This window comes from Polaromonas sp. P1_E11 (assembly GCF_056405995.1).
Genome location: NZ_JBFUBA010000001.1, coordinates 716899 through 729243, shown reverse-complemented (window position 1 = coordinate 729243; position 12345 = coordinate 716899). Strand labels below are relative to the sequence as shown.

General features: G+C 58.3%; 14 protein-coding genes. 5 read left to right on the top strand and 9 right to left on the bottom strand.

Annotated features, from left to right (window positions below):
• The first annotated feature begins 19 nt into the window (after positions 1–19).
• Genes AC1D11_RS03635 through AC1D11_RS03625 form a run of 3 tightly spaced genes read left to right on the top strand, consistent with a single transcriptional unit; the run spans position 20 to position 1333 of the window.
• The gene (locus tag AC1D11_RS03635; RefSeq protein ID WP_477648910.1) at positions 20–487 is read left to right on the top strand and encodes a DUF1801 domain-containing protein; all 468 of its coding nucleotides are present in this window, start codon (positions 20–22) and stop codon (positions 485–487) included.
• 33 nt (positions 488–520) lie between these two features.
• Complete coding sequence (locus AC1D11_RS03630; RefSeq protein ID WP_477648911.1) at positions 521–928, top strand: DUF1801 domain-containing protein; 408 nt, start codon at positions 521–523, stop codon at positions 926–928.
• Positions 929–982: 54 nt separating this feature from the next.
• Entirely contained in the window at positions 983–1333 is a 351-nt protein-coding gene (locus AC1D11_RS03625) for a DUF2200 domain-containing protein (protein ID WP_477648912.1), read from the top strand.
• A 39-nt stretch (positions 1334–1372) separates the two neighbouring features.
• Here AC1D11_RS03625 and AC1D11_RS03620 read toward each other — a convergent pair whose 3' ends face one another.
• Complete coding sequence (locus AC1D11_RS03620) at positions 1373–3244, bottom strand: M48 family metallopeptidase (RefSeq protein WP_477648913.1); 1872 nt, start codon at positions 3242–3244, stop codon at positions 1373–1375.
• 154 nt (positions 3245–3398) lie between these two features.
• Positions 3399–4007, bottom strand: coding sequence for a pseudouridine synthase (locus tag AC1D11_RS03615; RefSeq protein ID WP_477651421.1), 609 nt, complete (start codon positions 4005–4007; stop codon positions 3399–3401).
• Positions 4008–4048: 41 nt separating this feature from the next.
• Here AC1D11_RS03615 and AC1D11_RS03610 point away from each other — a divergent pair, with 41 nt between their 5' ends.
• Complete coding sequence (locus tag AC1D11_RS03610; protein ID WP_477648915.1) at positions 4049–4753, top strand: SOS response-associated peptidase; 705 nt, start codon at positions 4049–4051, stop codon at positions 4751–4753.
• Between the two features lie 121 nt (positions 4754–4874).
• On the opposite strand, the gene AC1D11_RS03605 is transcribed toward AC1D11_RS03610, so the two are convergent.
• The 5 genes from AC1D11_RS03605 to AC1D11_RS03585 all read right to left on the bottom strand — a co-directional run bounded on the left by AC1D11_RS03605 (position 4875) and on the right by AC1D11_RS03585 (position 9934).
• Positions 4875–5498 (bottom strand): DUF938 domain-containing protein, encoded by a 624-nt coding sequence (locus tag AC1D11_RS03605; protein ID WP_477648916.1) that lies wholly within the window; start codon positions 5496–5498, stop codon positions 4875–4877.
• A 167-nt stretch (positions 5499–5665) separates the two neighbouring features.
• Complete coding sequence (locus AC1D11_RS03600; RefSeq protein WP_477648917.1) at positions 5666–6238, bottom strand: primase 1D-like protein; 573 nt, start codon at positions 6236–6238, stop codon at positions 5666–5668.
• Entirely contained in the window at positions 6235–7755 is a 1521-nt protein-coding gene (gene dgt, locus AC1D11_RS03595; protein WP_477651420.1) for a dGTPase, read from the bottom strand. Before dgt ends, AC1D11_RS03600 begins: the two co-directional genes overlap by 4 nt.
• Before the next feature lie 95 nt (positions 7756–7850).
• Positions 7851–7997: a hypothetical protein gene (locus AC1D11_RS03590; protein WP_477651373.1), complete on the bottom strand. Its 147-nt coding sequence runs from the start codon at positions 7995–7997 to the stop codon at positions 7851–7853.
• An 83-nt stretch (positions 7998–8080) separates the two neighbouring features.
• Positions 8081–9934 carry a glutamine--tRNA ligase/YqeY domain fusion protein gene (locus AC1D11_RS03585; RefSeq protein ID WP_477649859.1) on the bottom strand — a complete coding sequence of 618 codons (1854 nt, stop codon included), beginning with the start codon at positions 9932–9934 and terminating at the stop codon, positions 8081–8083.
• 118 nt (positions 9935–10052) lie between these two features.
• Here AC1D11_RS03585 and AC1D11_RS03580 point away from each other — a divergent pair, with 118 nt between their 5' ends.
• On the top strand, positions 10053–10439 hold the full coding sequence (locus AC1D11_RS03580; RefSeq protein WP_477649858.1) for a hypothetical protein: 387 nt from the start codon (positions 10053–10055) through the stop codon (positions 10437–10439).
• Positions 10440–10547: 108 nt separating this feature from the next.
• Here the strand turns inward: AC1D11_RS03580 and AC1D11_RS03575 are convergent, their stop codons facing one another.
• Positions 10548–11129 carry a DUF3455 domain-containing protein gene (locus AC1D11_RS03575; RefSeq protein ID WP_477649857.1) on the bottom strand — a complete coding sequence of 194 codons (582 nt, stop codon included), beginning with the start codon at positions 11127–11129 and terminating at the stop codon, positions 10548–10550.
• A gap of 322 nt (positions 11130–11451) precedes the next feature.
• On the bottom strand, positions 11452–12042 hold the full coding sequence (locus AC1D11_RS03570; RefSeq protein WP_477649856.1) for a DUF3455 domain-containing protein: 591 nt from the start codon (positions 12040–12042) through the stop codon (positions 11452–11454).
• Positions 12043–12345 lie beyond the last annotated feature (303 nt).

The following is a 12345-nucleotide window of genomic DNA, read 5'->3' as shown; positions in this document are numbered from 1 at the left end:
AGGCATTGAGATGAATGCAATGGCCAAAAAGAAGCCCGATGCGAGCAGGGTGCCGGCAAAGGCAGGCAAGCCGGCCCTGCTCGCAGGCGGCAACCCGCAGATTCCCAAGGGTGAGGGCGATGCACCCGTGCAGGCTTACATCGCGGCCATGCCGGGGTGGAAGCGCGACATCGGGCAACGCCTTGACGCGCTCATCGTGCGCACCGTTCCCGGCGTGCACAAGGCCGTCAAATGGAACTCGCCCCTGTATGGTGTGGAAGGCGGCGCGAAGGGCGAAGGCCGGGGCTGGTTCCTCAGCGTCCATTGCTTCACGAAGTACGTCAAGGTGGCATTCTTTCGCGGCACGTCACTGCGACCCGTTCCTCCTGGTGAGTCCAAGAGCCAAGACACGCGCTACCTCGACATCCATGAAGACGATTCCTTCGACGAAGCGCTGCTAACCGACTGGGTGAAGCAAGCCAGCCAGTTGCCCGGCGAAAAGATGTGAGCGAACACCAGACATGATGAATGGAGCAACAACATGAACAAAACCAAAAGCGCGCCGGCTGAAGCAAAAGAATCAGGCTCAGCTTCCGAGTTGATAGACGCAAAGATCAAAAGCCTCGATGACTGGCGCGGGGAGACGCTCGCCCGCGTCCGGGCCGTCGTCACACAGGCAGTTCCCAATGTGGTCGAGGAATGGAAGTGGAGCGTTCCCGTCTGGTCTAAAGACGGCATCCTTTGCACCGGCGAGACCTACAAGAAAGCCGTGAAGCTGACCTTTCCCAAGGGCGCAAAGCTAGAAGACCCTTCAGGCCTCTTCAACTCCAGCCTCGAAGGCAACACCCGGCGCGCCATTGATTTTCATGAGGGCGACAAGATTGATGAAAAAGCGTTGAAGGCGCTGATACGCGAAGCCGCGGCGCTGAACAAGCCAAAGGCCAAATAGCGGGGTTCAGCCCAGGGTGGCGCTAGCGCTGAAGACAGCCCGCAAGGAATGATCATGCCCCAGCACAAGATATTCACGATGGCGTTTGCCAAGGTCTACCCGATGCTGGTTCAAAAAGCCGAACGCAAAGGCCGTACCAAAGAAGAAGTCGACCAGATCATTTGCTGGCTAACCGGTTATGACCAAAAGGGGCTGAAAAAACAAATCAAGCTGCAAAACGATTTCGAAACTTTCTTCGCCCAGGCCCCAGCCATGCATCCGAACGTGTCGCTGATCAAAGGTGTGGTCTGCGGTGTTCGCGTAGAAGAGGTCGAAGACCCGCTGATGCAAAAAATACGCTGGCTGGACAAGCTGATTGATGAGCTGGCAAAAGGCAAGGCGATGGAAAAAATCCTGCGCGCCTAGGGCCGGCCCACACGCCGGCTCTTCAATCTCAAGCGTGTTTCAGGCCGTTTCGGCTTCAGCGGCGCGGACCTTTTGCTGCGCCCGCATGATCTGGTGACGCTGCCAGTAGCTCCCCAGCAATGCCTTGAAGTGCTCTTCCTGCTTGCCCAGGCCCTTGAGCTTGATCGTGCTGGTGCGCGCGCCCAGCATGCCCTTGTCGAAGTGGGTGACGGTGAGCGTGTTGCCAAAACTGCCGTTGTTGAAGGTCATGCCCTTGACCTCGTCCCATGACACCGGCACGCCGTCGTTTGCCGTGGCATGCAGGCCTTCATAGGTGATGTCAATGCGCTTGTCGTTGCCAAGGTCAAACGACACCGGCGGAAAGTAGCGCAGCACGATCTCACGCTCTTCATCGTTGGCCGGCTCATAGCGGTAGGCCAGGCTTTGTTCGTGCGCGGCGGCAAAACGCTGCTCGTAGTCTGTCCACAGCCGCTGCTCGATGGCGGCGGCGGTCGATATTTCATCGGCCCAGGTGGCTTGGGGCACGGTGGTCACGATGGCGCCGTAGCTGTCTTCAGCCACCTTGTGGTTCACATTGCGCATGCGTTCCACCAGCGGCGGGTGCGTGTCGTAGGGGTGCGGCACTGCGGCGGTTTTCATGGCCGTCACAAATTCACCCGAGCGGGCATAAGGGTGCAGGCCCTCAGCCACAAAGCCGGCAATGCCCAGCGAGCCGGTGTGCTGTTGCTCTTGCTCAAACAACTTGTTCTCTACCGTGTTGCGATAGCTGGAATACGCCGATATCTTGATGAGCGATTGCACGATGGACTGCGGCGCCGTCAGCTCCGCGGCCACGCGGTCGGCGGTGTATTCGCGCTCGCGGCTGTCGCGTGCCAGCGCAAACTCAAACACCATGCGGTACAGGCGCAGCAGGTAGTGGGCCACGATGGTCAACCCGCCGCTGCGCATTTCCCAGGTGTAGAGGTCAAACTGGTTGAGCTTGGGGCCCAACGCAGCGCTGCTGCGCGTGTCGCCGCCGCCCAGATGGGCCAGCTCGTGGGCCAGCACGGCGTCTGCCTCGGCGGTGTCCAGCACCCGCAGCAGCGGAATGCTGACAAACAGCGTGCGGCCCGTCAGGGTCTGCCCAGCCACCGTGCAGGGTGCTTCGGTCACGAAAAAGTTGTTGTCGATGCCCGCAATGATCTGGTCCGGCGGGGATGTCTTGACGCGGCCCGCCAGTTGGCGAATGCGATCCCAGAGGCGTGGGGCGTCGGCTTCCGACAACAACTCGCCTTCAATGGTGTTGCCCGACGGCAATTTTTTGAACAGCGTGTAGATGGCATAGAAAACCGCTACGGCCGCCATGATGCCGGCCAGGCCGACCAGCTTGATGTAGTAGCTGTGCGAGAAATAAGCCGTGACCCAGAAAGAGAGCCACACCAGCATGGCGCTTTGCAATGTGACCTCAACCGCGCTTGAAAACGTCATGAGCCGCCAACCTGCCACAAAGCTCGCATAACGCAGGCCGCGGTTGACAAAGGCCAGCGCCCCCAGCACGCCGGCAGCCACCAGCAGCGCTGCGCCCAGGATCAATGTCCAGAAGGCGGCACGCTCGGCCCAGTAAAACCACCAGTGCATGGAATACGCGCTGCACACCTTGTCGTGAAAGACCTGGTCCTCCGGCCCGGTGGCGGCGCAGGCCATCGACAGCCTGTGCGTGTCGTAAAACGCCATCTCGTCCGCCTTCTGCGCCGGCGTCAGGTCTTTGGCGGCATTGATCTGGGAATTGACGCGCTGAATGAAGTCTTTGTCCTCAGACTGCAGCGCGTAGTGCGTGAAAACCAGCGTGACCGCCGGAATGAGAAAGAGCGATGCCAGGGTCAGCAAAAACACCCGCCAGAGGTCGGCGTGGATCGTGCGCGCAGCAGCCATGGGAAACGTCCTTTTGAGTTTTGAATTTGAACCGGCCGATCATACGGGCGGCCCTGCGTTTGGCCGTCGAATTGGAGGGCAACAATTCACCAAAAGGGGTGCTGTTGCAGTTTGTTTCCAAAGACCACGCCGGCCTTCGAATCCGCTGAAATGCTCAGCCGGCGTCCGCCCGCTCTTCCATTTCACGCCAGACGCCCTGCGCCATGCCGTCCAGCGCATAAGGGCCTATGGACGAGCGGATCAGCCGCAAGGTCGGAAAGCCCACGGCAGCCGTCATGCGCCGCACCTGCCGGTTACGCCCTTCGCGAATGCCCAGTTCCAGCCAGGTGGTGGGGATGGCCTTGCGTACGCGCACGGGCGGCTCGCGCTCCCACAGGCCCGGTGGTGTGTCAATCAGCCGCGCATTGGCCGGGCGTGTCATGCCGTCGTTGAGCTGCACGCCCTGGCGCAAGGCGACTAGCGCGGCCTCATCCGGCACACCTTCAACCTGCACCCAGTAGATCTTTTCCATCTTGAAACGCGGGTCGCTGATGCGCGCCTGCAGCGTACCGTCGCTCGTCAATAGCAGCAGGCCTTCACTGTCCGCATCCAGCCGGCCGGCCACATACACATCCGGCACCGCAATGAAGTCTTTCAGCCCGCGCCAGCGGCCTTCGGGCGTGAACTGGCTCAGCACGCCGTAGGGCTTGTTAAAGCAGATCAGGCGCGGCGGCATGCCGGTTGCGGTGGGCGGGGGGAAGCTGGGGCTGGGCATGGGTGTCATTGGACCATGCCCTGGTAGCGCCACTGCGATAGCATCGCCGCATGAGTACCCAATACGAGAGCATCAAAACCGCCACGCTTTATACCGATGCCTTCGGGGTGGCCGCCCCGGCTTCGCCCGTGGAACGCAATGTGTGGCCGCGCAAGCCGGGTGTTTTTATCCGAGCGACAGAAGTCGATGAAGCCGAAGAGGTTGACGAGCCCACAGGCGCTGAACAGCCCGCGCGTGCGCTGCTTTCGCATGAGCTGGTGACCGGGCAGTTTGGCCTGGTGCCGCGCTGGGTCAAGTCGGCGTCAGACGCCAAACTGCGTTCGACCAAGCTGGTCAATGCCCGCTCGGAAACCGTCACCACGTCGAGCAACTTCCGCGATGCATGGCTGGCCGGGCAGCGCTGCATCGTGCCCATGATGGCCTTCATGGAAGACGATTGGCGCAGCGGCAAGGCCGTGCCCACCCGCATTGCCCGGGTCGATGGCCAACCCATGGGTGTGGCGGGCCTGTGGGAGAGCTGGACAGGCGCGGACGGCGAAGTCATCGTCAGCTACGCCCTGCTCACAGTGAATGCCAACAGCCACGCCCTGATGAGCCGGTACCAGCAGCCCGGCAACGAAAAACGCATGCTGGCGATTCTGAACGAGGGCGCCTACGACGCCTGGCTCAGCGCCCGCACGGAGAAGGCCAGGGAGTTCATGCGGGCCTATCCGGCCAATTGGTTGACCGCCAACCCGGTTGAGAAAAGCCGCTGATCGCCACGCTAACCGGGTTAGAACGAGAATTTGACGGAAATGATGCTGCAGCCCTTGATGAACAAGCGCGAGCAGCTATAAAAATAATAGCGAACTCGACGTTCCGCCGACGAGTGCGGAATTAATGTTTTGCCAATTGCTGTGATTTGGCCCAGACCAGCAGCAGGTTGTTGGCCGGCATGGCGTGCCGGGCTTGCAACTGCAGGCCGGCGCGCTCGGCTTCCTGCTCTACATCTTCCCTTCGTCTTATGCCCCATGTGGGGTCTTGCGCACGCAGGCTTTGGTTGAAATTGAGGTTGCCTTCAGACGTAGGCACCCCGTCTTCCAGATACGGCCCGTAAGTCACCAGCACACCACCCGGCGCGAGATGGCGCGCGCTGCCCTGCATCAACGCAGCGCAAGTCGCCCAGGGCGAGATGTGCAGCATGTTGGCGCAGTAGATCAGGTCGAATTGTTCATTGGCCGGCAACCACTCGGGCGCCAACACGTCGAGCACAAGGGCAGGGCGCACATTGCGCAATCCCTGTTCTGTGATTCGCGCGGAGATGGAGTCCATGGAACCAGGCATTGCATCGGTGGGTCGCCATGTCCATTGTGGAAGAGCGGCGGCGAACCAGGTGACGTGTTGGCCTGTGCCTGATGCGATCTCTAGTGCGCTGCCGCGTGCGGGCAAGAGTCTGCGCAGGACATCGAGGATGGGCTGCTTGTTGCGGTCTGCTGCGGGACTGAATTTGGGGAGGGGCATGAAAGTGGTTAACCATAGTGCGATAGGCTCCTTCCTTGCTTTCGTAGGCGACAAGGATGACTTATCGAATTAAGTTTCGGATCTACTTATGATCGACTTTCATTTGGTAAACGGCATTCAGAGTCAGGCATGTCGAGATAGCCGAAGAACCAAAGCATGACGCGCCTCTAAAATGGAGGGAGTTGACTCGGTAGTCGAAGATAGTGATAGGTATTGCGAGTCCATCGCAAAGCTGCATACCCTGCAATCAATCTATGCCCTATCCATCTTGGGTCCACCGTAGGTTTCAGATCCTTCTGATTACTCAGCAGAAGCTGGCCCATGTAAGTTATCCATTCATGGTCGTTGATAAATCGGCTACCGTATCCGTGAAATGATCGGCCACTTTCAAACCATACGAAGCCGTAAAAGGTTTCGTTGTCTAGGAAACTCTTCAGTTTTTGTAGATGCGCTTTTGACGGCGTCGACATATCCGCCATTGGCAAATGCCTGGACTGCCCATCGGAGCATCTGACGTTCGAGTGAAGCGCTACATCCTGATCTGGAGGACATGAATTGATCACATTCCAAGTAGTGGATGGATCTAAAAACTCTTGGCGAGACAATGAAAAGGTAGTTCTCTCATCCACAAGAGATTGGGGGCGGTATACGTAATAGCTTAGGGACAACGCTTCTATATTTGGTTCTTTCTCGAGAACCGATCGAACGTGCCAATAAGGATGACCGACTTCAAATGTCATTGAGTTACTTTAATTCCTGAAAGTGTTTGGTAGCTAGAGAGCGCAAAGTCATCGGTCATGCCTGAAATAAAATCAGTTATTAGATGCGCGCGCAATTTCCATTCTTCCATTTTCTTATTGTCTGAGCTCAATTTCTTTGTTTTAAGTTGATTCACACCATGCTGATAGGCCCGCAGATGCTTGTCTGGAAATAGGCTCAGGAGCTTACGTTCAACAATAATCGGTCTTTTTTTTGCGTCTTTATTGGCGTAAGCGACCGCTGATGAGAAACGGTCTTCGGAGCATTCCAGTAAGACACGAAAATGATCTAGCAATCCAGCTATAGCCATCAAGCCGGCCAGTTCCGTTCGCTGAACGCTTTCATGTTGATAGACATTTTTACGGCAGTATTGCTTTAGCAGTTCAAGGATCATCCCGCCTGCAGTTTTTTCACCAATTAAGCCCAACGACAAACCCTTAAGAATGTCGTCGTGCATTCTCGAATAAGACCGGCATGCTATATCGGTAAGTTTCTGAGATAACTTTGTTCGAAATGCAGTAAAGGTATAGCTTTTACTTTTCTTTTTTGAAGCATTTACAGCTTCTTCGAGTAGCTTGCTAATTGCAGTCGCGTCGACGCCTGCAATCGCAGGGTTTGACCTAAGAATTTTTCTCCATTGATCTCGCAAATCTGCAAATACGTCATTTTGCTTTAGCAGTTTTTTTTCTATTGAATCTTCGATATCGCTTATGCAATAAGCGATATCGTCAGCCGCTTCCATAACATAGGCCAGAGGAAAGCGCTGTGGAGCTAGCTTGTCGTAGCCAAAATGTTTCCAGATTTTCTCGACCAGCTGTTGTTCAGTGGAAAAGAATCCGGCCTTCTTCTGAAAAGCCAACTCTTTCTTTTCCGATGCATCGAATAATGGGGCTCTGATGTATTTCAGATACGACGCTAAAGATGTATAGGTGAGATTTAATCCGTGTTCGTCATCGTTCCATTGCAGCAAAGAGGCGATGCGAAGACCTTGGCAATTCCCGTCGAACTCTAAAAAATCGGCTAACGTCTTCTTTATATTCTCTGGCACCTCTTCGCTTTCCTTGCGGGCAGCGATCCCTACGGATTTTTGAATCAGAGCTTCTCCATTCTCCTCAAACCAAGTAGAGATTGCCGCCTCACCAAAGTGCCCAAATGGGGGATTTCCCAGGTCATGCATGAGACACGCAACTTCCACGAAGTTGACAAAAGCTCTGGCGCCGGCAGCATCAATCTGCTTTTTTTTCTGCAGTGCTTCTACTATCTGGTCCGATAAAAAGCGACCAATTTGAGCGACCTCAATGGAGTGAGTCAGTCGACTTCTTACTGCTGCATTTGCTTCTAGAGAGAAAACTTGTGCTTTCTGCTGAAGGCGCCTGAAAGGGGCGGAGAAAATTAAACGGGATCTGTCGCTTTCTGACTCAATCGCTAGCGGCCGATTCGGTATTGTTGTCTTCCGATTGCGTTTTTTACTGAGTAACTTCTTATACGGTTCTACCATTTTCCCCTCCTTTTTTTGGGCTTTAAATTTGGCCGTCGCGGCTTAGCTTGCTAGGCGAATCCTTTATTTCTATCGCCTGATTGAACATCCTATTACTAGATTTGTGGTTTAGCGTTGGCGCAGCCCGCGCATTGCGTGTGCGTAGCCTTGACGCCGCGCCGGATTGCCGATCCTGAAAAGTTGCCGGCATCGCTGCACTCGACGCGGCCGAACTGTGTCTGGCTGGTGGTCGATGTGAGCATGGGCACCGCTAGCCCCACATCGCCAGAACTTTATTGAAACCCTTGCATGAAAGAACTGGTGCATGCGCGGGGCGTATAGCTCGCTATTTACTGAACGAGTCTTTCATACCCGTCACCCGATTGAAGACGGGCTTACCCTCTCCTCCAATCTGATGATCCTTGGCGTCCGTCACAAAGTACCCATGCCGCTCAAACTGAAAGCGCGTGCCGGCGGGCACATTGGTCAATGACGGCTCAACGTAGGCCGTCACGGTCTTCAGGCTGTTGGCATTCAACTCGTCAAGGAAATCCTTGTCGCCGGTACCAGGGTGTTCGGTGGTGAAGAGGCGGTCATAAAGGCGCACCTCGGCCTGCACCGCATCATTCACGCCCACCCAGGTGATCACGCCCTTGACCTTGATGGCGTCGGAGCCGGGGGTGCCGCTCTTGGTGTCGGGGATCAGGGTGGCGTGCACTTCGGTGACCTTGCCGTTGGCATCTTTCACCGCGCCTGTGCATTCGATGACATGGCCGTATTTGAGGCGGACCTTGCTGCCGGCAATGGCTTGCTTGCTCGCGTTGATGTGCGGCGGGAACAAGCGAAAGAAACCTTTGGGTGGGGTTTCTTCGTAGTCGGTGCGTTCAATCCAGACTTCCTTGCCGATCTTGAACTGGCGCTTGCCCATCTCTTCGTGGTGCGGGTGTACGGGTGCACTGCAGTCGTCGAGCTTTCCTGCGCCCATGACCTCGTCCCAGTTGGTCAACACCAGCTTGACGGGGTCGAGCACGGCCATGGCGCGTGGGGCGATGGGGTCGAGCGTGTCGCGCAAGGAACCTTCGAGCGTGCTGTAGTCGATCCAGCTGTCGCTCTTGGTGACACCAATGCGTTCAGCAAACAGTTGCAGTGACTCGGGTGTGTAGCCGCGGCGGCGCAAGCCGACGATGGTTGGCATGCGGGGGTCGTCCCAGCCGCTCACGCGCTTTTCAGTCACCAGCTGCGCGAGCTTGCGTTTGCTGGTGAGCACGTAGGTGAGATTCAGGCGCGCAAATTCGTACTGGCGCGGGTGCGGCGTGGCGATCAGTTTGCCTTCGGCCAGACGGTCGAGCAGCCAGTCGTAAAACGGGCGCTGGTCTTCAAACTCGAGCGTGCAAATGCTGTGGGTGATTTGCTCAAGTGCGTCTTCGACCGGGTGGGCGAAGGTGTACATGGGGTAGATGCACCATTTGTCGCCGGTGTTGTGGTGGTGTGCGCGGCGTATGCGGTAAATGGCCGGGTCACGCATGTTGATGTTGGGCGAGGCCATGTCAATCTTGGCGCGCAGCACGGCGGCGCCGTCGGGCAGCTTGCCGTCTCGCATCTCGCGAAAGCGCACCAGGTTTTCTGCGGACGTGCGGCCGCGAAAGGGGCTGTTGGTGCCGGGGTGGCCGAAGTCGCCGCGGTTATGGCGCATTTCTTCGGCGGTTTGTTCGTCAACGTAGGCGTTGCCGCTTTCAATCAGATACTCGGCGGCGCGGTACATGAAGTCGAAGTAGTCGCTGGCCTGGTAGGGTTTGTCGCCCCCTTTGCCGTTGCCGATCTGCGCCCAGTCATAGCCCAGCCACTTGACGGCTTCAATGATGCTGTCGACGTATTCGGTGTCTTCTTTTTCGGGATTGGTGTCGTCAAAGCGCAGGTGGCACACGCCGCCGTAGTCACGTGCCAGGCCGAAGTTCAGGCAAATGCTTTTGGCATGGCCCACATGTAAGTAGCCGTTGGGCTCGGGCGGAAAGCGCAGGCGCACCTTGGCCGGGTCGGGCTGGCCCCCAGCGTGGTGGGCGGCGTCCCCGGGGCTGCCGCCCCAGCGGCGGCTGGCATAAGTGCCTTCGGCCAGGTCTTTTTCGATGATCTGGCGCAGGAAGTTGCTGGGCTTGTGGGTTTCTTTGTCGGCGGGCGCGGAGGCAGGGGCGGGGGTGGTCATTGAGTGATTTTAGGGGGTTACGTTTGGCTACGCTCTTCACTGTGCGTACGGTACGCCGTTACGGGGGTGGCGCGTTTAATAAACACATGGGCATTTCCTGCCCTGTTAAGGAGATCATATGAAGACAGCAATCAAGGCAAACCGCTCCGTCGCCGTGGCAGGCGCCGCAGCCGCACTGGCACTTGCCGCTTTCGGCTTTGCCGGTGCTGCCCAGGCCCGTGACAACGTGACCTTTTCCGTGGGCGTCGGGGTGCCGGGTGTGCAGGTTGGCGTAACGAACGCCTATCCGGTGTACCAGCAGCCCGTGTACGTGCAGCCGGCGCCTGTGTATTACCAGCCCGCACCGGTGTACTACCAGCCGCGTCCTGTGTACGTGAGGCCTGCGCCTGTGTACTACGCACCGCAGCCGGTGTATTACGGCCCCAGGCACGGCCACAGGCACCACGGCGGCTACTACGTGCAGGCGCCACGCCCAGGCTACGGGCCTGGTTACTACCAGCGCTAACCAGCCCTGGCGGCTAACCGGGATAACCCGGGTTAGCCGCCTTGCCAACAAAAAGCCCGCTTCATGCGGGCTTTTTGTTGGGCGATGAAAGGTCGGTGGGTTGCAGTGCTAGGCGGCCGGGCGCCAGAAAACATAGTCAGCCTCGAAAGGCACCGACACCCGCATGCCCAGGCTTGCAGAGGTGCAGGGCGGGTTCGACACAACGCCGCCCGCGGTCCTGCGGCTCTGGATGTAGCTGACGTTGGAGAGCGCACCCGGGGTGTCTGAAGGGCTCACCATGGCCCGCTGCAGCGGAAGGCTGCTGCGGTCGGCGGACACTTCAACCAGTTCCTGCGCGACGACCCTGGAGCCGTCGCTGTGCACCCAGCGCGAGCGCAGGCCCGGGAAGTACGTGACGGTCTGGCCATTGCTGTCCTGCAGCCGCAGCCCCGGTGACTGGAGCAGCCAGGCGTATTCATAGGGCGCACGTTTGATGGCCTGGCATTCATAGAGGAGGTCGCCCTTGCCCTGGGCTTCCAGCACGGCCTTGTGGCCCGCCGGCACGCGTATGGCTTCAGGCAGGGCCTGCTGTGCGTTGTAGGGGTTGGGCAGGCGCGCGCTGCAGGCGCCAAGCACCCCCACTGCGCCGGTGACCATGAGCACGCTTCGCAGCAGGGCGAAGCAGGGAGCGCGAGGGGCTTTGGTGTTCACGGCAGGTTCCAGGTGAGGGGCGATGGTCTCAGGCACAGTAAAACACAATAAGCCAGGCCCGCTGTAGGACGCTGAAGGGAGTGGGTGCGGGCAAAGGTCGGCAGGTTTCACCGGGTAGGGTGGTGGCGCATTGGAAGCGTCCAGCCGGTATTCCATGCCGGTGTCGTGATGCAGCTCCATTCCAGTGCCAAATATGGCTGCAGCCCAATAAAAATCAGCGCGAGCAGCTATAAATTCAATAGCGGGTTGATTCTGCCCATGCCATAAAAAAAGCCCGCAGACCAGGGGCCTGCGGGCTTTTGGGTTCCATTGCCGCTCTGCTTCAAGAGGCTTTCCAGAAAATATAGTCGGCTTGGTAAGACGTTGTCAGCTTGTCGCCGAGGTCGGCTTGCGTGCAGGCCTTGCCCAGCTCCTGGCCGCCCTTGGTCTTGATTCGCTGGATGTAGGTGATGTTTTGCAGGACGCCAGGCGTGGCGCCCGATGCACCGGTGGAAAGCTGGTTCGGCAAGTTGGTGGCGCCTATGCGGGGTGCCAGTGCCACCTGCGTGCCGACGACGCTGGAGCCGTCCACGTGCGTCCAGGTGGCAGGCGGGCCGGAATATTTGGCGACGGTTTTGCCGGTGCGGTCCAGCAGGTCGGCCTCGGGCCTCACGAGAACCCAGCCGATGGTGCCGGCTGTGTCGGCGTTGGCCTTGCACTCGTAATGAAGCAGGCCGCTGGCGGTGGTTTCAAGCGCCACAACATGTCCGGGCGGCACCTTGACCGATGCGTCCAGCGGGTCCTGGGTGTATTCCTTGGGAAGCGGCGCGACGCCGGAGCAGGCGGTGATCAGCGCGGCAGTGCCGGTGACCATGGCCAGCGTGACGGCAACGCTCTTGCTGTAGGCCCAAAAGGTGTTGTGTGTGCTTTTCATGAAGGCTCCTCGGTTTGTTGTTTTGCCCGATGACCAGTAAAGCCCGCTGAAATGTAAACATCTGTAGGACGCCGCGCAGCCTCGTTGCCAGCGCCTGGCCGGACCGTTTGCGGGCAAACGCGACAGCTCAGGCGGCACGTCAAAAAGACAGTCAGGCACCAGCCCAAGCGGCAGCCAACCGCCCGTAAAAAAGCCCGCAGAGCCGGCCTTGCGGCAAGCCTGCGGGCGTAAGACCAGCCCCGCCTGATTTCAGAGCTGGCGGCTCACCCTGGGAGATGCGGGTGAAGGGTATCGGGCGCCGGG

Excerpts from the sequence above, each read along its gene's own strand:
- AC1D11_RS03615 (WP_477651421.1), bottom strand. The coding sequence starts at position 4,007 with ATGACACCCATGCCCAGCCCCAGCTTCCCCCCGCCCACCGCAACCGGC.
- AC1D11_RS03605 (WP_477648916.1), bottom strand. The coding sequence starts at position 5,498 with ATGCCCCTCCCCAAATTCAGTCCCGCAGCAGACCGCAACAAGCAGCCC.
- AC1D11_RS03625 (WP_477648912.1), top strand. The coding sequence starts at position 983 with ATGCCCCAGCACAAGATATTCACGATGGCGTTTGCCAAGGTCTACCCG.
- AC1D11_RS03620 (WP_477648913.1), bottom strand. The coding sequence starts at position 3,244 with ATGGCTGCTGCGCGCACGATCCACGCCGACCTCTGGCGGGTGTTTTTG.
- AC1D11_RS03585 (WP_477649859.1), bottom strand. The coding sequence starts at position 9,934 with ATGACCACCCCCGCCCCTGCCTCCGCGCCCGCCGACAAAGAAACCCAC.
- AC1D11_RS03630 (WP_477648911.1), top strand. The coding sequence starts at position 521 with ATGAACAAAACCAAAAGCGCGCCGGCTGAAGCAAAAGAATCAGGCTCA.
- AC1D11_RS03635 (WP_477648910.1), top strand. The coding sequence starts at position 20 with ATGGCCAAAAAGAAGCCCGATGCGAGCAGGGTGCCGGCAAAGGCAGGC.
- AC1D11_RS03590 (WP_477651373.1), bottom strand. The coding sequence starts at position 7,997 with ATGCTCACATCGACCACCAGCCAGACACAGTTCGGCCGCGTCGAGTGC.
- AC1D11_RS03600 (WP_477648917.1), bottom strand. The coding sequence starts at position 6,238 with ATGACATTTGAAGTCGGTCATCCTTATTGGCACGTTCGATCGGTTCTC.
- AC1D11_RS03570 (WP_477649856.1), bottom strand. The coding sequence starts at position 12,042 with ATGAAAAGCACACACAACACCTTTTGGGCCTACAGCAAGAGCGTTGCC.
- AC1D11_RS03610 (WP_477648915.1), top strand. The coding sequence starts at position 4,049 with ATGAGTACCCAATACGAGAGCATCAAAACCGCCACGCTTTATACCGAT.
- dgt (WP_477651420.1), bottom strand. The coding sequence starts at position 7,755 with ATGGTAGAACCGTATAAGAAGTTACTCAGTAAAAAACGCAATCGGAAG.
- AC1D11_RS03580 (WP_477649858.1), top strand. The coding sequence starts at position 10,053 with ATGAAGACAGCAATCAAGGCAAACCGCTCCGTCGCCGTGGCAGGCGCC.